Origin of the sequence: Salinibacterium sp. M195, from assembly GCF_019443965.1 — a bacterium.
Classification (GTDB): domain Bacteria; phylum Actinomycetota; class Actinomycetes; order Actinomycetales; family Microbacteriaceae; genus Rhodoglobus.
In genome coordinates this window covers 713,669-734,064 of the sequence record NZ_CP040814.1, presented here as the reverse complement: position 1 = coordinate 734,064, position 20,396 = coordinate 713,669, and the positions used below count along the sequence as shown (strand labels likewise).

Here is a 20,396-nt window from a genome sequence, read left to right as displayed (position 1 = left end):
AACCTGATGGTCGGCATGAGCCACGGCACCCTCACCCTCGCGTAGCCGACGACCGTGACCCTTGCGCTGGGCAGCAGATAATATTGCACAATGATCGGACCTGAGGGCGCGTGGGGAGCGGTACTCGAAACGATGTCGTGGGTCGGACTTGTTCCCGGGATTCCGATGCTCGTTTTGGGCTGGATCATGGCCATGCGGGCATGCAAATGGGTCACGACAAGCGCCGAGGTTTTCGAAGCCGGTGGCTTTCAGGGCTTCCGCTGGTGCGATGGTGACGGCAGGCAGTACTCCACCCTTCACGAGCCATCAGAGGTTCCGATCATGGATGTGGGCTCCCCAGTCGCGCTGTACTACGACCAGTGCCATCCCTCTCGCTGGAGTCTTGCGCCGCCGCGTCGCACGAACAGCGCCCTCCTCATCGGCTCGATACTCACCGGAATCGGCCTCTTGAGCATCGTCGCGGGATTCATTCTGATGGCGTTGTGACGTGCTGAAATGCGCACGCGGTGCGCGCGGGCCGTTGAGCTGCGTGCGAGGCCCTTCGCTGCTCCCCCGCCCCGCGTCACACCTTCGCGCACCTAGGTAGACTGGACCTTGCCGGCGTGAGCACCCCGGCATCCATAATCTTCTGGGAGAAGCCCCTCGTGACTGACGTCTCAACCAATTCCCGCCAGCATGTTGCCGACACGGTCTCGAACGCCGCAGCAACCCCCGAGAAAGAGCAGCCCTACGGCGCCCTCGGCCTCAAGCCAGACGAGTACGCGAAGATTCGCGAAATTCTGGGCCGCCGCCCCACCAGCGGCGAGCTCGCCATGTACTCCGTCATGTGGAGCGAGCACTGCTCCTACAAGTCCTCCAAGAACTACCTTCGCCAGTTCGGCAAGAAGGTCAGCGAGAACATGACCAAGAACCTCATGGTTGGCATGGGCGAAAACGCCGGTGTTATCGATGTTGGTGAGGGCTGGGCTGTCACCTTCAAAATTGAAAGCCACAACCACCCCAGCTACATCGAACCTTTCCAGGGCGCAGCGACCGGTGTTGGCGGAATTGTTCGCGACATCATCTCCATGGGTGCTCGCCCCGTTGCCGTCATGGATGCGCTCCGCTTCGGCGCCATCGACAACCCAGACACCGCTCGCGTTGCCAAAGGTGTCGTCTCGGGCATCAGCTTCTACGGCAACTGCCTCGGCCTGCCCAACATCGGCGGCGAGACCTACTTCGACTCCGTCTACCAGGCCAACCCGCTCGTCAACGCTCTCGCCGTTGGAGTGCTGCGCCACGAAGACCTGCATCTGGCTAACGCTCGTGGCGTGGGAAACAAGGTTGTGCTGTTCGGTGCCCGCACCGGTGGCGATGGCATCGGCGGAGCATCCATCCTCGCCTCCGATTCCTTCAGCGAAGGCGGCCCGACCAAGCGTCCCGCCGTTCAGGTCGGCGACCCCTTTGCCGAGAAAGTACTCATCGAGTGCTGCCTCGAACTCTTCCAGGGCGACCTCGTTGAGGGCATCCAAGACCTCGGTGCTGCCGGCATCAGCTGCGCAACTAGCGAGCTCGCCTCCAACGGTGACGGTGGCATGTTCATCGAACTCGAGAAGGTGCTGCTGCGCGACCCTACCCTCACGGCAGAAGAAATTCTGATGTCCGAGAGCCAAGAACGCATGATGGCGATCGTCAAGCCGGAGAAGCTCGAAGGCTTCCTCAAGGTTGTCGAGAAGTGGGATGTCGAAACCAGCGTGCTCGGTGAAGTTACCGACACCGGCCGCCTCATCATCAACTGGCACGACGAAGAAATCGTCAACGTCGAACCCCGCACTGTCGCCATCGATGGCCCCGTCTATGACCGCCCCGTCGCCTACCCGAAGTGGATCGACAAGCTTCAAGCAGACAGCGCTTCAGGACTCGCCCGCCCCAAGGACGGCATCGAGTTGCGCGACCAAATGCTGCAGCTTCTCGCGAGCCCCAACCTGGCCGACAAGAGCTGGATCACCAACCAGTACGACCGCTACGTACTCGGCAACACCGCCTTGAGCTTCCCGGATGACGCCGGCATGGTGCGCATCGACGAAGAAAGTGGCCTCGGCTTCTCTGTCGCGACCGACGCCAATGGTCGCTTCTGCCAGCTCGACCCCTACGCCGGAGCCCAGATCGCTCTCGCTGAAGCCTTCCGCAACGTTGCCGCCACCGGCGCCAACCCCGTTGCGGTCAGTGACTGCCTCAACTTCGGTAGCCCCGAGAACCCCGAAGTGATGTGGCAGTTCAGCCGCGCCGTTGAAGGCCTCGCCGACGGTTGCCTCGAGATGGAAATCCCGGTCACCGGCGGAAACGTCTCCTTCTACAACCAGACCGGCGATGTGCCCATCCACCCGACCCCCGTGGTCGCCGTACTCGGCCTGATCCGTGACGTTGCGGAGCGCATCCCGAGCGGCTGGCAAGACGAAGGCAACAACATCTACCTGCTCGGCACCACCTCACTCGAACTCGACGGATCAGCCTGGGCCGGCACCATCCACGACCACCTCGGTGGCCTGCCGCCCGCGGTCGACCTTGCTGCCGAGCGTCGCCTTGCTGACCTCATCAAGGCCGGCAACGAGCAAAACATCATTGCCAGCGCCCACGACCTCGCCGATGGCGGACTCGCTCAGACCCTCGCCGAATCCGTCATGCGCTTCGGCGTTGGCGCTCGCATCTGGTTGGGTGAACTGCTCGAACGCGACGGCATCGACGCCACCACAGCACTCTTCAGCGAATCGACCGGTCGCATGATCGTCTCGATCCCGCGCGAAGACGACGTGAAGTTCCAGGGACTCTGCGAAGGTCGCAACTACCCGGCCATCCGCATCGGAGTCACGGATGCTGCGGCCCCCGCCCTCGAGATCCAAGACCAGTTCACCCTCAGCCTCGAAGAGTTGCTCACGGCACACCGCGGCACCCTCGTGGAGGCATTCGGCGCCTAAGCCGCGCCGCCGCAACGAGCCTCAGCGACGCCTCGCGTCAGCACGATAGATCGAACACCGCTACGCGATGGCGGCTGCTCTCGGCACAGAGTCGATGAGCAGCCGAGTGTACTCATGCTGCGGGTTGGTGAGCAGGTCAGCGGTCGCCGCCGATTCGACGACCTCGCCCGCCCGCATCACCACGCTGCGTTCACACACGGTGCGCACGACAGCAAGGTCATGGCTGATGAACAAAAGAGTCAGGCCACGCTCACGACGAATCTCAGATATGACCTCTAAGACCTGCGCCTGAACCGAAACATCGAGAGCACTCGTCGCCTCATCCATCACCAGCAAGCTCGGCTCAATGGCCAGAGCGCGCGCAATCGCCACACGTTGCCGTTGACCGCCAGATAACGTGCGCGGCAGCGCCTCAGCCTGCGTGCTGGCGAGTCCAACATTGTCGAGCAACGTCAACGCTCGAGAGCAAATATCAGGCCGACGAAGCTCAGGATGATGCAGCCGCAACGCATCCTCGACTGCCTCGCCCGCCGTCATCCGCGGGTCAAGGGAGAGGTACGGATCTTGGAACACCATCTGCACTTTGCGTGCCCGGTCGAGTCTGTCTGCGCGCCGGCGTGGTCGGCCGTGCTGCTCGTGACCATCGATGATGACCGTGCCAGAGTCGGGCAGCTCTAGCCCGACGATCATGCGGGCCAAGGTCGATTTTCCCGACCCCGATTCCCCCACAATCCCCAGCGCCTCCCCCGCCGCAATTTCCAGAGTGACATTGGCGAGAGCACGCACTGATTCGCGACCGCGCCCCGGATAGGTTTTGACGAGGTCGCGCACCTGCAGCACAGGCGGCCGCACAAGCTCTGTTGATACACGCGGTTCATCCCCGGTGATGTTGATCGTCGGGGTCGCCGCGACAAGACGTCGGGTATAGGCGGTAGAGGGATGTCGAAAGATTTGGCGCGCAGAACCCTCCTCCTCCACCCGACCGTCACGCATGACATAGACACGCTCACACAACGACGCTGCCAAGTTCAGGTCGTGAGTGATGAAGAGCATTCCCATCGACCGTGCTTGTCGTTGCTCGATGAGAACCTGCAAAATTTGTGCCTGCGTTGTCACATCCAATGCCGTCGTAGGTTCGTCACACACCAGCAGTCGCGGCGAGCCCGCGAGCGCTCCCGCAATCATTACCCGCTGCAGCATGCCGCCAGATAGTTCATGGGGATACTGCCGCAGATGAGCCTCCGGTCGCGGCATCTGCACGGCAGTGAGCATTTCAATAGCCCGTTCCCGCGCTCGCCCAGCTGACCAACCTTCGCCAAGCCGAAGAGCTTCGGTGAGATGATCACCGATCGTGCGCATCGGATTGATGCCGGCGCGGGGATCCTGAAAAACCATTGCGGCAGTCGAGCGGCGCAAGCCCAGGAGTTGCTTCGGGTTCATCGTTGGCACGTTATCCCCATCGACAAGCACCGTGCCGGTAACCACTGAACGCGCGGGGAGAAGCCCCAGCACCGATTGGGCGGTCAGAGACTTGCCGGAGCCGGATTCACCAACCAGCGCGACAGTTTCCCCCTCGTCTACGGAGAGCGTGATGCCGTGCAGCAGTCGTTCGCCCCCAGGGAGGTCGAGAGTTAGCCCAGAGATCTCAAGCAAGGTCATGCGGGTGTCCCTCCACCGATTCGGTCGGAGACTTCTTCGCCGATCACATTAACCGCCACCACCACGATGACGACGGCTACCGCCGGAATGATGGCGGGCAAGAAGTAGCCACCGACGATTCCGGCTTGGGATTCATTGATCATGGCGCCCCAGTCGGCAGCGGGTGCTTGCACCCCGAGCCCCAAGAAGGAGAGCCCCGCCAGCTCGGCGAGAACATAACCAAAGTTCAGAGTGGATTGAGCGCCGACCGTCGGTGCGACGTTGGGCAAAACCCGACGCAGCGCGATCCAACCGCCCGCGAATCCCTGCACCCGGTAAGCCGCAACATAGGGGCGCGCCCGTTCCGAGGCAACGAGAGATCGAGTAAGACGGGCAACGAATGGGGCGTACGCAATGCTCATGGCAATCACCGGCGCGACCAAACCTTTGCCAAACAGCGCAACCGCCATGATCGCGATCAGCAAGGCCGGGAACGCTAACAGCACATCAAGCAAGCGCCCGATCACGGCGTCAAGCCAACCACCGCGCCAGCCAGCAACAAGCCCAAGCACCACCCCGAGCAATGTTGATGCAATCACCACGACAAGAGGGGCGAGCAGGGCTGTTCGCGCACCGTAAATCATTCGGCTTAGGGTGTCGCGGCCGAGCGCATCCGCTCCGAGCCAGTGTGCCCAGCTGGGGTTCGCGTAGATCGCGGTGAAGTCGATGTGGTCAGGATCGTAGGGTGCGACCAGCGGCGCGAAGATTGCGGCAAGCGAGATCGCTGCGAGAACGATGATGCTGATCATCCAACTTGCATTCAGCCGTCGGCGGCGGCTTGACCGCAAAACCTTGATTGCCAGTGTCGGTGTTGGCCTACTCATCGTCCTGCCTCCCCTGCTGCTGCCCGCGGGTCGATGATGGGTTCGAGCAGATCGACGATCGCGTTAATAACGACGAACGATGTGACGACCAACAACACGATGGCTTGAACGACGGGAAAATCTAGGCGGTTCACTGATTGCACGAGCAGGGAGCCCACGCCAGCAATACCGAATGCTGACTCCACGATGGAGGTCGCCACCAGCAGGCCGGCAATCAACATTCCGCCCACCGTGAAGATGGGCCCGAGCGCGTTGCGAAACACATGCCGCCGGATGACGGTGAGGCGGCGCAGACCTCGACTGGTGGCAACCTGCACGTGCTCGCGACTGAGTTGCTCCACCATAGACATCCGCGTGACCTTTCCGATCAACACCATGAACGCGATCGCCATCGCGATGGACGGCAATGTGAGGTGGTAGATGGTGTCGAGAAACCCGTCACCCGAGCCAAAGGCGGGAAACCAGCGCAGTTGAACCGCAAAGACAGCGATCAGCACAATCGAGCCGACGAAGGGTGGGATGGCGCCGAAGGCGGTGAGCACGGTGAGGATCGCCCTGTCGGCGAATCGACCACGGTAGAGGGCAGCTACCGTGCCGGCGATCACCCCTACGACAACGATGATGATGGCGGACATAATGACGAGCCCCGCGGTGACCGGCAGTCGATCGCCGATCACCGTGGTCACGGCATCCCGAAACTGCAGCGAGCGCCCGAAGTCTCCGTGGAACATTCCGCCGATCCACCGAAAATACTGTTCCCACGGTGGGAGGTCTAGACCGAACTGTTCGACGACCGCCGCCTTCGCCTCCGGTGATGGCTTGCGCCCTCGTAAGAGAAAATTCACGGGGTCGCCCGGCACGAGAAACCGAGAGAAGAAGACCAGGGCAGAGGCAAGCACGAGGGTCAGTACGAGTGACCCCAGCTTGCCTCCGACCCGGCGGATGGTCATGCTATCGCTTGCCAATCGTCGCCGCCCAGGGGTAGTAAAGCATCGCGACCGACGGCGCAACACCGGTGATGCGCTCCCCCAGATAGACCGTCATGGGAACTTCATACAGCGGAAGCCAGGGCAGCTGTTCGTTCGCGATTTGCTGCAACTGAGCAGAAATTTCGGCACTCTCTTGCGCATCTTGAGCGGCTACGCCCTCATCCACGAGCGCGTTGTATTGGGGGTCCGTCCAGTTGCCGTAGTTGCTGAACTGCCCGGTCTGCAAGACGCCATACATCTCGAGCGGATCGGGGGTCGACAGGTACCAGGAGGTGAGGAACAGGTCAACGCCTTCGCGGGCGCTCGGGTCAGCAAACAGTGTCGTGTAGGCATCCGGGGTCATCGTTTCGATTGTCGCCTCGAGCCCGATTGACTTTGCGGCGGCCGCGGTGGCTTGGGCAACGATGGTGAACTCGGCTCCCATCGGCGCGGTACGGATCACAATGGTCTCGCCGGCGACACCGGCATCCTCAATAAGTTTCTTCGCAGCGTCGACGTCGTACGGGTACTCCTCAAGTCCGGCGAATGCCGAATCGCGTGTCTCCGAGCTGGCCCCTCCCCAGACAGATTCGGTCGTCAACGCGTTCGTCAGGTGTGCGTAACCCTGCAGCCCGGCATCCACTACACCCTGACGATCGATCGCCATGAGCAAAGCCTTCCGCACGTTCACATCGCCGAGCACTCCCTCCATATTGCTGACGATCAGACTGGCAACCGAGGTGTTCAGCCCGAAGTAGAGATCGCCTGAAGACGCTTGAAGCTTGTCGATCGCCTCGGAGGGAACGAGCCAGCCGCCGTCAACCTGACCAGAGGTCAGAGCGTTAACTCGAGCGTTCGGGTCGGCCATGAACAGCATCGTGACTTCCTTAGCCTTTGCCATCAGCTCGGGGTTCCAGTACTGGTCATAGCGGGTGAGGGTGATCGATTCGCCAGACTTCCACGAGCTGACCTCGAACGGGCCCGTGCAGTTGACCAGTGCCGTGGAGTTGCCGTATTCCCGGCCGGCATCCGCGAGGGTCTGCGCCGATTCAACAACTCCGGCCGCGCCGCTCATCGCCTGGTTGAACAGCGAGTCAGGCTTCAGCAGCGTGACGGTGACCTCCATCGGGCCGGTCTCGTCAATCGAGGCAACGTTCTGATAGACGGAGTACCACGACGACCCGATCTCAGGGTTAATGTGGCGCTGCATCGATGCAACCGCATCCGCTGCGGTGACGGGGGAACCATCATGGAAAGTAACGTCTGAACGTAGCTCGTACACCCACGTCACGGGGTCTGGGTTGGAGAATGACTCAGCCAACGATGGCGAGATGGTGAAGTCGGGGTTGAGCCGCAGCAACGATTCACACACGTTGGAAAGCACTTGGTTGTCGGGGTAGTCGAACGCGTAGGCATTGTCGAGCGAATACGGCTCGGCGTAGGTAACCCACGTGAAGGCGTCAATGTCACCGGATGGCGCAGGGGTTTGAGCCGTCAGCTCGTACGTGACCGGCCCCTCCGACGTTGGGCTTGTTCCGGGGGCGGTGCACGAGGTCAACGCCAAGGCGGAGACGAGGGCGATCGCGGGAACAACGGCGAGCTGTGTTCGGGTTCGTGTTCGTGACATTACGTGCTCCTCAATTGGATGCTGTGGGTCAGTTGCGGACGTAGACAGGTTTGCCGTCGATCCAGGTCGAGACGACGGTGCTCTGATAGATTTCGCTGCTCGGTGCTCCGAACGGGTCTGGCTCGATCACAACAAGGTCAGCGCGATAGCCGGGCGCGATAAATCCGGTGTCGTGGTCGCGATGGTTCACGTACGCCGAACCGGAGGTGTACGCCGCGAAGGCCGTCTCGAGGTCGAGGCACTGTTGCTCTCCACCGAGGGCAACTTCATCCGTTTCTGGCGCGATTCGATTAACCGCGATATGGATGGCCGCGATCGGATCTGGGCTCGATACGGGCCAGTCGCTTCCGGCGGCAAGCTTTGCGTCGAGGCGGTGCAGATCACCGAAGGGGTACTGCCGTGCCGCCAAGTCTTCCTGCAAAAACGGGAGGGTCAACTCGTCGAGTTGGGCCTCATGGCAGGCCCACAACGGTTGCAGGTTGGCGACCGCATCCAGCGGGGCAAAACGCGCTGCATCTTCTTCAGAGACAACCTGTAGATGCGCGAGGTGGTGACGCCCATCAGAGACTCCGTTGATGGCGCGTGCCGCCGCGAGCGAATCGAGAGCTTCTTTCACCGCGCGATCTCCGAGCGCGTGGAAGTGCACTTGAAAGCCCTCGCTGTCGAGCTCAGTCACATACTCGATCAGTCGTTGCGGGTTGATGAACGAGAGACCGGAATTGTCGGTCTCGTGCCCGTGACTGTCGAGGTATGGATTCTTCATTGCCGCGGTGAAGTTCTCTGCGACACCATCTATCATGATTTTTACGGTGCCGAGCTGCAATCGATCGCTGCCCAACGCCTCGACTTCAGCACGACGCTGCACCATGCCCACGATTTGATCGGCGCCACGGGCTCGTTCCCACCACTGCGCGCCGACAACGTGGGCGAGCAGCTTTCCCTCGGCGATGGCGCGGCGATAGGCGGGCAAGTTGCTGGGTAAGGTCGGCACGCTGTCGCCGATCATGGCATCCTGCCAGCCGGTAATGCCCAGTTTGAGAAGTTCCTCTTGGGCCCGCAGCAGGCCAGCATAGGCCAGGTCTGCGTCGACACCGGGTTGCACGTTGGCGAAGAGATCACCAGCGCCTTCATGGAAGGTGCCGGCGGGAAATCCGTCGGCCTCGCGTTCCATTCGACCGTCGATGGGATCGGGCGTTGACGCATCGATACCGGCCGCACGAATGGCGGCGGAGCTAGCCCAGACGCTGTGGTGATCGCGGCTGCTCAGCAGCACGGGGCGATCGCCGATGATGTCATCCAGCAACTGGCGCCCGGGAGCACCACCGGGAAAGTGGTCCATCGACCAGCCTCCGCCGCTGATCCAGCCCTCGGGATTTTCCGCGGCGTATGTCGCAATCGTTGCGAGGGTGTCTGCTGCGTCTACTGCCTCTGTCAGCGAACACTGCAGCAGTTCGACACCACCGCCCACCGGATGGATGTGCGCATCCTGAAATCCGGGAGCGAGAAGACCGCCGTGCAGATCAATGATCTGGGTCGCGTCGCTGCGATGGAGGTCGATCGACTCCGCCGGCACGATGTCGATGATGACCCCATCGGCGATCACCACCGCGTGGTCGGTCAGGGGTAGTCCAGTGCCGGTGAAGACCTGGCCGCCAATAAAGATCACGTCTGCTTTCGCCACCGTATACATCCCTTCGTCGTCGAACGGTTGTGGCGATGTTAGAGCGAACACAACAGCGTTGTCAACAGTGATGACATTATTGTGGGAGGTGGTTATGATGAACGCGTGGACGCAAAAACATCAGCAAAAGAACAGCCATCGAAGCGCCTAAGCCGCGACACGATCGTGAGGGCCGGCCTCGAAATTGCGGCGCGCCCGCAGAATGCAGCCGTCTCGGTGCGGGCTCTCGGCTTGGAACTCGGGGTTGACCCCACCGCGGTTTACCGCCACTTCACGAGCAAAGACGATCTCATGCGTGCTCTGCTCGATGAACTCCAGTCGACGACGCTGAGCCGGATAAACACTGACTCCGACTGGCGAGAACGACTGCGCCAGCTGGCGTGGATCACATTAGAAACGTATGTCGAGCATCCCGCCATTGCCATGGAAGCAACGGTGCTCACGACCAATGGTCCGGCCGAGATCGCGACCATCGAATTCATTCTCGCGGCGTTCGCCGACGCCGGTCTCGACGGTAGCGAACTCGTGAACCACTACGCCCTGTTCTCGTCGTACGTGCTCTCGGAAGTCGCCGGAATGGCGCGCAGTCGAGCGGCCGACGGCTCCACCGACGCCGACCTCGACACCTGGTTCGATGGCCCCTTGCTCGTTGATCCGGTGAAGCACGTTCACATCGCTGCGGTGGCCGCCGAGCTGCGCGGCTTGCGCGACACCGATATTTTCCGGCTTGGCGTCGACCTCATCCTCGACTCGGCTGCCCGCACCGCCCGACCGACGGCAGAGGAAGCTCCCCGATGAAGGTGATCATTGCTGGCGCCGGCATAGGCGGTCTCGCCACCGCCCTCTCCCTGCACGCCGCCGGGATCACCGAAGTCACAATCTACGAGTCGGTCACCGAGCTGCGTCCCCTCGGAGTCGGCATCAACCTGCTCCCGCACGCCGTGCGCGAACTCACCGAACTGGGTCTTGGCGATGAACTCGCCCGGCTGGGGGTGCCGACCAGCACGCTCAAGTACTTCAACTGCTTCGGCCACGAAATCTGGTCTGAACCGCGCGGAATTTCGGCCGGCTACGCGTGGCCGCAGTACTCGGTGCACCGCGGCGAGCTGCAAATGCTGTTGCGTGATGCCGTCGAAACACGGCTGCCGGGGTCAATCGTGCTCGGCTCGCCCGTTATCAGCACCGAACTGCGCGACGAAGGCCAAACCGTGCACATTCGCGGGCGAGACGGCGCTGAGCACACGGATGTTGCCGATGTCGTAATTGCGGCCGACGGCATCCACAGCGCCATTCGCAAACAGCGTTACCCCGCTGAGGGCGCCCCCGTGTGGAACGGGCTCATGCTCTGGCGCGGAACGGCACGAGTAAAGCCGTTCCTCGACGGACGTTCCATGTTCATGGCGGGCGACGGCCGGCAGAAGTTTGTGGCGTATCCACTCTCCGAAGCCGGCGACGACGGGCTCGCCCGCATCAACTTCATCGCCGAGAAACGGATCGACGGTGACCACGACGGTCTCAACAACTGGAACCTCGCGGTAGATAAACAGCGGATCGTTGACCTCTTTCGCGAGTGGCAATTCGAGTGGATCGACATCCCCACCCTGATCGGTGCTGCAGACGAAGTTCTCGAGTATCCGATGGTCGATCGATACCCCGTCGACCGCTGGACCTTCGACCGGCAGACCTTGTTGGGCGATGCAGCCCACGCGATGTACCCGATCGGATCGAATGGCGCATCGCAGGCGATCATCGACGCTCGTACTATCGCGAACCATCTCGCCACCGCCGAGTCCATCGACGCCGCGCTTCTCTCCTACGAGCAGCTTCGCCTTCCCCTCACGGCTGGCCTAACTCTCAGTAACCGTTCGCTGGGACCGGAACGTGTCATGCAGCTTGCGTACGAGCGGGCACCCGACGGTTTCGCCAACATCCACGACGTGGCTTCAGCCGAAGAGCTAGCGGCGATCGCCGACCAATACAAGCGTGCCGCTGGCTTCAACCCGCAACTCTTGAACGAACGCCCCACCCTCTCGGTCGCACGCGAGGAAAACCACCGATGATTCTCACCCCTGCGGTTCCGGCACTTGACCCCGCCTTCGACGTCACCGTGCAAGTTGGCGGCGTCGCGGATTACGGGGTGACTCGCGCCGGGCACCGGCGAGTGATTGACATTGTCGGCGGGCAGATCACCGGATCGTTCGACGCGAAAATCCTGCCCGGTGGTGCCGACTGGCAACTCGTGCGGCCCGACGGAGCCATCGACATTGACGGACGCTACTCGGCTCAAACGTCAGAAGGCGAACTGATCTACATCGAAGTTTCGGGCGTGCGCAGTGGTTCGCCTGACGTTCTCGAAGCCCTCCTCCACGGCGATGAGATCGACCCGACCCAGTATTACTTCCGCACCACGCTCCGGATCGAAACATCGTCTCCTCGGCTCGCACATCTCCAGCACTCACTCTTTGTCGCCTCGTGTGTGCGAGAAGCAGACACCGTGCGTTATCGTGCCTATCGCGTCACGTAGAGCGCCAGCACGGGTAGAGAGCGTCAGCGTCAGCGTCAGCTGCTAAATCACGCCGCGTGCTAGCGTCGCTATCCGCACTCTGCAGCACGATCACGAAGGAACTCGGCACCCCATGCAACTCATCAAACGGGTCTACGGCGAAGCGACCGGAGCAATCGCCGCTGTCGTCATAGCGCTAGTGATCATTCGCGCCATCACCGCAGCGCAACCGTGGTGGCTCGCCGCCGCCCTGCCGTGGGCTGCGTACGCACTCTATTTGGGGCTTCTCATGACACGCCTCGTTGTCGTGCAGCGCCGGCATCCGTGGGTGCAGCTCGCCGTTGCCGTCGTCGGTATTGTCGGGTCGATCGTTGCCGGGCCTTTTGCCGTGTTCGTTGCTGTGCTCGGCCTCGCCGTGATCCTCGGCTACAACTATTGGTACTCCGTGCAGCACGTCTCCGCACGACCGGTGCGCGTCGACGAACCGCTGCCGCTGTTTCCCCTCACGACTGTGGATGGCGACGTTGTCGACAGCACCGTGCTCACTCACCAACCACACGTGATTATGTTCATTCGCGGCAACTGGTGCCCGTTCTGCATGGCCCAGGTGGCTCAGATCGCTGACCAATATCGCGAACTCGATCGACGCGGTGTCGCCGTGGCGATCATCAGCCCCCAAAAGCCAGAAGACACTGTGGAGCTTTCGCAACGCTTCGACATCCCCGTCAACTTCTACATTGATGCGGATGGCGCGGCTGCGGCAGCGCTCGACCTCGTGCAATCCGGCGGTACTCCGGTCATTTTCAGTGCCGGGACTCCAGCCGGTGGCGACACTGTTGTGCCCACCGTGATCATTACCGACCACACCGGAATGGTGCTGTGGGCGGAACAAACCGATAACCATCGCGTGCGCCCCGAACCGACAACGTTCCTTGACGTGCTCGACCAGCACGGCATCCGCGCGCGCTAGGCGTCAGCCGCAGCCGGATCTGAAGCAGAGTCCGAATCCAGTCGTACCGGCGCCCCGAGCTCTAACGACGTGGTTGCCGCAAGAGCAACTTCTAGGGCCACTAGCGCAGACGGCGTCGGACAGAAGCTCGGCTCAGCCTCTCGGGCAACGCAGTCGAGAAAGTACTCGAGCTGTCGCGCGTAAGGATCCTCGGCTGCCAAGGAAACCCGAGAGTCCCGCGCCACCGCCGAGAGCGAATAGCGCGATACCGCTGGCGACACCGGGGATTCGGCCGCGTACTCATACTGCGCGAAACCTCCCGTGCCGACCACCTCGACAGAACTGCGAAATGGCGCACCGCTAGGCAGGTCGGCGTAGCTCAACACTTGCCCAATTCCGCCGTCACGGTAGGTGATTGTTGTCTCTACCGGTCCCGTAGCGTTCCGTGCACCGGTCAGAGACGGCCCCGTTGCGGACACCTCCACTGGATCACCAAGCAGCAGGTTCATTTGATCAAAATCGTGAATACCAAAGTCGACAAGCATCCCGCCGGCTTCGGCAAAGTCTCGCAACCAGTCGGCCCAGTCGGGTTTGCTGCTGAGTCGAGTGGCCCGTGCTGACACGAGTCGGCCGAGTTTTCCGGCGGCGACATCGTCGGCAAGCTGCCGGTAGCCGTCAAAGAACCGCACGACCTGGGCCACCATGAACACTTTTCCGCTGCGCTGAGCTTCGTCGCAGATCGCTCGGCCGTCATCCATGGTCAACGCAATCGGCTTCTCAAGCAGAACGTTTTTGCCTGCCCGCAACGCCTGAACGGCCAATTCGCGATGCGTCCCGGTGGGGGTGCAAATCGACACCACATCGACTTCCGGGTCGTTGAGAACAACCTCGAAGTCACTGATGACGGATGCCCCGGGTGCCGCTTCCGCCACGCCCCCTGCGGTGCGGGCAACAACATACTTGATCTGCTCAGCCCGACCGAGGGAGGCTAGAGCGCGGGCGTGGGTTGCCCCCATCGCGCCACGGCCAATGATCGCGATCCCGGTCATGGTTTCCTCTCGAGCATTCTGGCTGGCCGTTCGCGCGCGCTAGAGCAACGCGACAGCGAGGTTAGAGCGACACTCGCTCGGCGTCGCGCACCCAAGCGTCGGCTACATCGAGACGGCCCACTTTTGCGAACGCGAGGAGCGCGGCTCCGATTCGTCCCGCATCGCCGCCCAGGCTCGAGAGCACCACTTGTGGCGCATCTCGCCACGCGAGTGACTCCTGCAGGTGGTGGGTGACGGGGTCGAGCAGCGCGGAACCAGCCTGCGAGAAGCCGCCGCCGAGAACGATGACGCCGGGATCGAGCAAGAGAGTGACAGTCGCGAGTCCCTGAGCCAAGGCTCGGGTGGCGTCATCCCACACCGCATCAGCGTCGGGGTCGGTTCCCAGCCGCGCGACGATGTCGCGCGAGGACAGCGTTCGGCCGGCGCGGGCGGCATAACGACGGGCAACTCCCGCACCCGAGACATACACTTCGAGGCAGCCGCGCTGACCGCACGTACAGAGTTCGCCGCCCTGAACGATGGGGATGTGCCCGATTTCGCCGGCAGCTCCGAGCGCTCCCCGGATCGGTCCGGTGGCAGAAACTAGCGCTGCCGCCATTCCGGTACCGATCGGGATGAGGGTGAAATCTTCGATACCTTTAGCGGCACCGAGCCGACTTTCGGCCAAGCCTGCGGCGCGCACGTCGTGGCCGACAGCAACGGGAATGTTGAGCTTGCTTTGCAGCTCAGCGAGCAGGGGCACGTTTCGCCAGTTCAGATTCGACGCATACGTGACGACCCCGGCAAGCTCGTCGACCATGCCTGGCGTAACGACGGCGGCGGCAACAACCCGGCGCGAGTATCGCGAAGCGTCATCCATCAGCTCAGCGATAAGCGCCAGCAGCGCCTCGATGATTCCCTCGGCAGGGGTAGCTTGCGTTCTCGTCGCTACTGTTTCTCCCGTCGCCGAAACGAGCGAACCTTTCAGCGCAGTGCCACCAAGATCGACGGCAACGACGACATCCAGAAACTCGGTCTCGGCTTTAGTCTCGGTCACAGCGCTCACAGTGGTGCCACGGCAGCGTGCATTGCGCGAACCAGTTCTGGTGAGGTTACGGTGCGGCTTCCGCTGTCATACAGTGCGGATGCACCCCCCTGATAACCGTTGCTCGCGATTTCGACGGGTGCCCGAAAGTGAAGTTCGGTGACACCCGTGCGGTTCAGAATCTCTTGAGCGTTGTGTGCCCGAACACCGCCGCCCGCAAGAATGGTGAGGCGTTCGCCGGCCTGCGCTACGAGGGCGGCCATGACGTCAGCACCCTCGAGAACGCTTGACGCTCCGCCCGAGGTCAGCACGCGCGGGATGCCCAGCGCGATGAGCGTTTCTAGCGCCGCTGCATGGTCAACAACGAGATCAAACGCTTTATGGAATGTCACCGGATGCACGTCCGCTGCGTCGACGAGCGCTGCCGTTGCTGCGCTATCCACCGTTCCCTGCGGCGTGAGGGCACCGATGACGAAGCCTAGAGTGACGCCTTCGCCGCGAGGCAGATCCCGCATCGAACGGATATCGGCAACCATCGCGTCAACTTCAGCTGGGGAGTACACGAAGTCTCCACCACGCTGGCGAATCAGCACCATCACCGTCATCGATGTGAGCGAGGCGAGTACCGACGACACTGTGCCGAGGCTGGGCGTTATGCCGCCAGTGTCGAGAGCTGCACAGAGCTCAATACGTTGAGCTCCGGCCTGTTCAGCATCGAGAGCTCCGCCAATATCGTCAAGGCATACCTCGAGAATTGTCACGTTATGCTCGCGCTGCTGTGATGGCGTTACGAAGGTCGGCACCGATTTCGATCTGACCAACGGGCTTTCCGCCGCCGAGCACAGGCACTTCAGCAAATCGAGCAGCAGCGTCGGTGTCGTAGCCGAGCGACCCAAGAACCGCCAGCGCGATCACGGTTGTGGCCCGAGGGCTTCCGTCGATGATCTTCATCGACACAGCAGCCCCATCGCTCGTAGCCACTCCGATAACACCCTCAGCGCCACCCTTCGAGAGTGCACCGGGCATGTTCACCATGAGTTCGCTGTTCGCGTGACCGCTGCCTCCGACATAGAAGGGGTTCTCGCGCATTGCGGCGGCCACCCGGCCTGCTGGGGACTCAGGGTCGGCGAGCACAAGCGCGCGGAACGACGCTGCGACTCCGCGAACGGTCGTTCCGAAGAGGGGAGCCCCGCATCCGTCAACGGCGGTATGAGTAGCGACAACGCCGGTCATTTCGGCCATCGTCTTTTGCACTTGTTGTTGCAGCGGGTGCGAAGGGTCGAGGTAGTCGTCGGTCGACCAGCCGTTGACAGCGCAGGCGAGCAGCATCGCGGCGTGCTTTCCCGAGCAGTTCATCCGCAGTCGGTTGCGGCCTTCGCCCTCACGAATCATCCGCTCAAAAGTTTCTTCATCTTCGGGACGATCGACGGGGCATCCGAGTGCATTCTCATCGAGCCCGGCCCGCTTGAGAATGGCCGAGACAACGGCAACATGCGCATCTTCACCCGTATGGCTGCCCGCGGCGATCGCGAGTTCCGGGCCTGAAAGGTCAGCACCGGCCTCGAGGCAGGCCATCGCCTGCAGCGGCTTCACGGTCGACCGTGGCAACACCTCGACATCGGGCGTTCCGAGTTCATACGCAACGCTCCCGTCAGCGGCAAAAGCGAGAAGCGAACCGAAGTGGCGGCTCTCGATCATGCCTGAGCGTCGGATGACGGCGAGTTCGGAGAGGGTGCCAGCGGTGAGATCAGACATGGGGTGCTTTCTGTGGTGATGACCCACCAGGGGTGGGAAGGGGCAGCGCCATCGTGGCGCTGGCCATAGTGGTGCGGGTGCGACCGGGTTTCTTCTGCAGTCGAGAGGCTAGCCCTGAAAGGCTTCCGTTGACCAGCAAATAGATGATCGTCACTACGAGATAGGTCTGAATGAGCAGATGGTTGAAGCTCGACAGCACCTGGCCACGGTAGAGAAGCTCGGTGAAGGCAACGATGAAGCCGAGCGAGGTGTCTTTCATGAGGCTGACCAGTTGCGTGATCAGCGACGGGGTGACGTTGCGCACGGCCTGGGGCAGAACCACCAGTCTCATGACCTGGCTACTGCGCAGACCCAAACTGAAGGCAGCTTCGGCTTGACCACGCGGCAAGCTGAGGATGCCCGCCCGAACGATTTCCGCGAAGACCGCAGCGTTCGCGAGCGTGAGGGGAATGGCCAGTTTCCAGAGCACCGGAAAGTTGATTCCCAGCTGGGGCAGTCCAAAGAGCATCAGGTAGATCAGCAGCAGCACCGGAACGGTGCGGGCGATCTCAATGTAGCCAGCGCAGAGCCAGCTCAGCCAGCGAACTTTGCTGACGCGGCCGAGAGCGAGAAGAGTTCCGAAGCTGGCGCCGAGAATGGCGACAATTGCTGCGGCTTGGAGGGTGCCGAGGAGGCCGACGCCCAGGTACTTCCAGATCGCGAGATCAAGGAAGGGGGTCCACTTGTCGGCGTCGAGCTGGCCTCTGCTGCCGAACTGCCAGAGTCCGGCACCAATGACGCCCGCAATGATGAGGGCGCTGATGATCGAACCGATGATGATGCGGCGACGACCGCGCGGGCCGGGGACCTCGTAGAGGTAAGTGGCGACGTTGGTGTTGGGAGTACTCATCGGAGGATCGCCACCTTACGTTCGATTCGACCGGCTGCGAGGCCGATCGCGAGAGCAATCAGCATGTAGGCGAGACCAGCACCCGTGAAGATTTCAATGGGCTGCGCATATACAAGGTTGATCTTGTTGACGCGAGACGTCAGTTCAACGACACCAACGACCGCCGCGAGAGCGGTGTTCATGGCCAGGGCAATCATGACGTTACCGAGGGGTTGCACAACAGCGCGGAGAGACTGCGGGATCACAATCAACCGCAGGCTTTGCCACAGGGTGAGACCGAGCGCACGGCTTGCTTCGATCTGACCGACCGAGACCGTGTTGATTCCACTGCGCACCGCTTCGGCTACATAGGCGGCTTCGTAGACGGTGAGCACGATGATCGCCGTCGGCAGAAGCGGAAGAATGAGGCCGGCATCCGGAAGAGCAAAGACGGCGAGGAGGAGCAACGCCAAGAGGGGAACGTTGATGAAGAATTGCACGTACAGGAATGCTGCCCGTCGGAGGATAGGGATGGGGCTCACTCGAGCCACCGTCACAAGCACTCCGAGAATCAGGGACCCAACGCCGGCGACAAGCACCATAAGGAGCGTTGTGCCGATTGCGTCGAGGAGAAGCCCTGCGTTCTCCGTGAAAATTTCCATCTGTTATCTCCTGGCGTTGCTCCGCGCTCGTTAGGAGCCGGGAACCGATCCGATGGTTGGCGGCGTCGGAATTTCTGACTCTACGACGGTTCCGAGGCTGTAGGTCCAGGCCTGGCCCCACTGTCCACCGTCTTGGATTTCGAGCAACCAGTTGTTGATGAATTCCTTGAACTCAGCATCGCCGAAGCCGAGGCCGATGCCGTAGGGCTCGGCCGTGAACGGCTGGCCAACGACCTTGAGGTCGGAGTTCGCTGCAGCGTTGCTGGCGAGCAGGGTGTAGTCCTGAACGTAAGCGTCGCCACGGCCCTGGAGGAGTGCCTGAACTGCCTGCGGGTCGGTTGCGAAGTCAACGAGCTCTGCGGTTGGCTGCTCTTCGGGAACGGCAAGAACGGCCGGAGTGTTGGCGCCAACGATGACGGTCTTGCCACCGAGGTCATCGATTCCGGTGATGTCGTCGTTGTCGGCCTTCACCGCGACGGCGAGTCCCGAGCTGAAGTACGGTCCAGCAAACGTGATCTGCTCGGCACGCTCTTCAGTGATCGTGTAGGTGTTGAAGACAACGTCAACGGTGCCGTTTTGCAGCAGTGCTTCACGAGTCTCGGATGCCGGGGGCACGATCTCAACGCTGGGCTCACCGAAGATGTAGACGGAGAGCAACTGCGCGAGGTACGCGTCGAGGCCCGATACGTCATCCGGGTTGGTGGGGTCCTGCTGCGAAAGCAATGGAGCGTCGAGAGCTTCGCCCACGATGAGGGTTCCGCGTTCGCGGATCTTCTCCATGGTCGAGCCCTCGGTGAAGAGGGCGTCGTCAGCGACGGGTGCACCGGCGAGCATTGCCTGAACGTCGGTCACGTCTGCGGCATCGTCGCCACCGGGAACGTTGCTTGACGAGTCGGCGGAGCAAGCGCTGAGGGCCAGCGCCGTCACGGCGACAGCAGCGCCGAGGACGGCAACCCGTCGGCGTGAGGATCCTAATGTGAACATGTGATTCCTTTTCTCTCGTGGTTGGTGGTGCAGTGGTGCAGTGGTGCGTTGGTGCGGGATAGAAGCTAGTGGGCGAGGATCGACGCGAGGAACGTGCGCGCTCGCTCAGACTCGGGGTGGTCGAAGAACTCGGCTGGAGTGTTCTCTTCGACGATCTGACCGGCATCCATAAAGACGACGCGATGAGCAGCTCTACGGGCGAAGCCCATCTCGTGGGTGACGACGACCATCGTCATTCCTTCAGCGGCAAGTGATGTCATCACTTCAAGTACTTCGCCGACCATTTCGGGGTCGAGTGCCGAGGTTGGCTCGTCAAAGAGCATCACTTTCGGGTGCATCGCGAGGGCGCGGGCAATGGCCGCACGCTGCTGCTGCCCTCCCGAAAGTTGAGCGGGAAACTGGTCGGCCTTGTCGGCAATGCCGACCCGGGCGAGCAGTTCGAGTGCTTCGCGTTTGGCCTCGGCCTTGGTCATTTTGAGCACGTTGATCGGAGCGAGAGTGATGTTCTCGAGGATGCTGAGGTGCGCGAAGAGGTTAAAGGACTGGAAGACCATCCCGACTTCGGAGCGCAGCTGGGCCAGTTGGGCGCCTTCAACAGGCAGCGGCTTACCGTCGAGGGCAATCTGACCGGAGTCGATCGTTTCGAGTCGGTTGATGGTGCGGCAGAGGGTGGACTTGCCAGAACCGGAGGGGCCGACGACCACGACGACTTCGCGCTCGGCGACCTCAAGGTTGATGTTCTGCAGAACGTGCAGAGGGCCATAGTGCTTGTCGACGGCACGCAGGCTCACCATTGCGGGCGTCGCCGCCTGTGTCTGGGGCTTTTCGCTCTCGCTCATCAGTTCACTCC

19 protein-coding genes are annotated in these 20,396 nt (G+C 61.9%); 6 read left to right on the top strand and 13 right to left on the bottom strand.

Annotation, left to right across the window (positions count from 1 at the left end):
- Positions 1 to 90 precede the first annotated feature (90 nt).
- Both FFT87_RS03495 and purL read left to right on the top strand, forming a co-directional pair.
- Entirely contained in the window at positions 91 to 486 is a 396-nt protein-coding gene (locus FFT87_RS03495) for a hypothetical protein (RefSeq protein ID WP_255560034.1), read from the top strand.
- Positions 487 to 644: 158 nt separating this feature from the next.
- Positions 645 to 2,954, top strand: a complete 2,310-nt coding sequence (gene purL / locus FFT87_RS03490; protein ID WP_219949981.1) for a phosphoribosylformylglycinamidine synthase subunit PurL — start codon at positions 645 to 647, stop codon at positions 2,952 to 2,954.
- Between the two features lie 60 nt (positions 2,955 to 3,014).
- On the opposite strand, the gene FFT87_RS03485 is transcribed toward purL, so the two are convergent.
- The 5 genes from FFT87_RS03485 to FFT87_RS03465 are packed head-to-tail and all read right to left on the bottom strand — an operon-like array spanning position 3,015 to position 9,803.
- The gene (locus tag FFT87_RS03485; protein ID WP_219949980.1) at positions 3,015 to 4,613 is read right to left on the bottom strand and encodes an ABC transporter ATP-binding protein; all 1,599 of its coding nucleotides are present in this window, start codon (positions 4,611 to 4,613) and stop codon (positions 3,015 to 3,017) included.
- Complete coding sequence (locus tag FFT87_RS03480; protein ID WP_219949979.1) at positions 4,610 to 5,476, bottom strand: ABC transporter permease; 867 nt, start codon at positions 5,474 to 5,476, stop codon at positions 4,610 to 4,612. The genes FFT87_RS03485 and FFT87_RS03480 overlap by 4 nt, the downstream gene beginning before the upstream one ends.
- A complete protein-coding gene (locus FFT87_RS03475; protein ID WP_219949978.1) occupies positions 5,473 to 6,426 on the bottom strand; it encodes an ABC transporter permease in 954 nt (317 codons plus the stop codon). Before FFT87_RS03475 ends, FFT87_RS03480 begins: the two co-directional genes overlap by 4 nt.
- Position 6,427: 1 nt before the next feature.
- Positions 6,428 to 8,071: an ABC transporter substrate-binding protein gene (locus FFT87_RS03470; protein ID WP_219949977.1), complete on the bottom strand. Its 1,644-nt coding sequence runs from the start codon at positions 8,069 to 8,071 to the stop codon at positions 6,428 to 6,430.
- A 28-nt stretch (positions 8,072 to 8,099) separates the two neighbouring features.
- A complete protein-coding gene (locus tag FFT87_RS03465; protein WP_370628566.1) occupies positions 8,100 to 9,803 on the bottom strand; it encodes an amidohydrolase in 1,704 nt (567 codons plus the stop codon).
- 54 nt (positions 9,804 to 9,857) lie between these two features.
- On the opposite strand from FFT87_RS03465, the gene FFT87_RS03460 reads away from it, so the two are divergent.
- From FFT87_RS03460 to FFT87_RS03445, 4 genes are all read left to right on the top strand, one after another.
- A complete protein-coding gene (locus FFT87_RS03460; RefSeq protein WP_219949976.1) occupies positions 9,858 to 10,550 on the top strand; it encodes a TetR/AcrR family transcriptional regulator in 693 nt (230 codons plus the stop codon).
- Positions 10,547 to 11,812 carry a flavin-dependent oxidoreductase gene (locus tag FFT87_RS03455; RefSeq protein WP_219949975.1) on the top strand — a complete coding sequence of 422 codons (1,266 nt, stop codon included), beginning with the start codon at positions 10,547 to 10,549 and terminating at the stop codon, positions 11,810 to 11,812. The genes FFT87_RS03460 and FFT87_RS03455 overlap by 4 nt, the downstream gene beginning before the upstream one ends.
- Positions 11,809 to 12,276: a DUF3237 domain-containing protein gene (locus tag FFT87_RS03450; protein ID WP_219949974.1), complete on the top strand. Its 468-nt coding sequence runs from the start codon at positions 11,809 to 11,811 to the stop codon at positions 12,274 to 12,276. The genes FFT87_RS03455 and FFT87_RS03450 overlap by 4 nt, the downstream gene beginning before the upstream one ends.
- A 112-nt stretch (positions 12,277 to 12,388) precedes the next feature.
- Entirely contained in the window at positions 12,389 to 13,225 is an 837-nt protein-coding gene (locus FFT87_RS03445) for a redoxin domain-containing protein (RefSeq protein ID WP_219949973.1), read from the top strand.
- Here FFT87_RS03445 and FFT87_RS03440 read toward each other — a convergent pair.
- The 8 genes from FFT87_RS03440 to FFT87_RS03405 form a co-directional block, all read right to left on the bottom strand.
- The gene (locus FFT87_RS03440; RefSeq protein WP_219949972.1) at positions 13,222 to 14,253 is read right to left on the bottom strand and encodes a Gfo/Idh/MocA family protein; all 1,032 of its coding nucleotides are present in this window, start codon (positions 14,251 to 14,253) and stop codon (positions 13,222 to 13,224) included. The genes FFT87_RS03445 and FFT87_RS03440 overlap by 4 nt on opposite strands.
- 61 nt (positions 14,254 to 14,314) lie before the next feature.
- Positions 14,315 to 15,289, bottom strand: coding sequence for an ROK family protein (locus FFT87_RS03435; protein WP_219949971.1), 975 nt, complete (start codon positions 15,287 to 15,289; stop codon positions 14,315 to 14,317).
- Between the two features lie 5 nt (positions 15,290 to 15,294).
- Positions 15,295 to 16,038 carry a copper homeostasis protein CutC gene (locus FFT87_RS03430; RefSeq protein ID WP_219949970.1) on the bottom strand — a complete coding sequence of 248 codons (744 nt, stop codon included), beginning with the start codon at positions 16,036 to 16,038 and terminating at the stop codon, positions 15,295 to 15,297.
- A gap of 1 nt (position 16,039) precedes the next feature.
- Positions 16,040 to 17,032, bottom strand: coding sequence for an asparaginase (locus tag FFT87_RS03425; RefSeq protein ID WP_219949969.1), 993 nt, complete (start codon positions 17,030 to 17,032; stop codon positions 16,040 to 16,042).
- Positions 17,025 to 17,921, bottom strand: a complete 897-nt coding sequence (locus FFT87_RS03420) for an amino acid ABC transporter permease (RefSeq protein WP_219949968.1) — start codon at positions 17,919 to 17,921, stop codon at positions 17,025 to 17,027. Before FFT87_RS03420 ends, FFT87_RS03425 begins: the two co-directional genes overlap by 8 nt.
- On the bottom strand, positions 17,918 to 18,562 hold the full coding sequence (locus FFT87_RS03415; RefSeq protein WP_010204229.1) for an amino acid ABC transporter permease: 645 nt from the start codon (positions 18,560 to 18,562) through the stop codon (positions 17,918 to 17,920). Before FFT87_RS03415 ends, FFT87_RS03420 begins: the two co-directional genes overlap by 4 nt.
- 30 nt (positions 18,563 to 18,592) lie before the next feature.
- Positions 18,593 to 19,546, bottom strand: coding sequence for a glutamate ABC transporter substrate-binding protein (locus FFT87_RS03410; protein ID WP_219949967.1), 954 nt, complete (start codon positions 19,544 to 19,546; stop codon positions 18,593 to 18,595).
- 65 nt (positions 19,547 to 19,611) lie between these two features.
- Positions 19,612 to 20,385 (bottom strand): amino acid ABC transporter ATP-binding protein, encoded by a 774-nt coding sequence (locus tag FFT87_RS03405; RefSeq protein ID WP_304612871.1) that lies wholly within the window; start codon positions 20,383 to 20,385, stop codon positions 19,612 to 19,614.
- Positions 20,386 to 20,396: the final 11 nt, after the last annotated feature.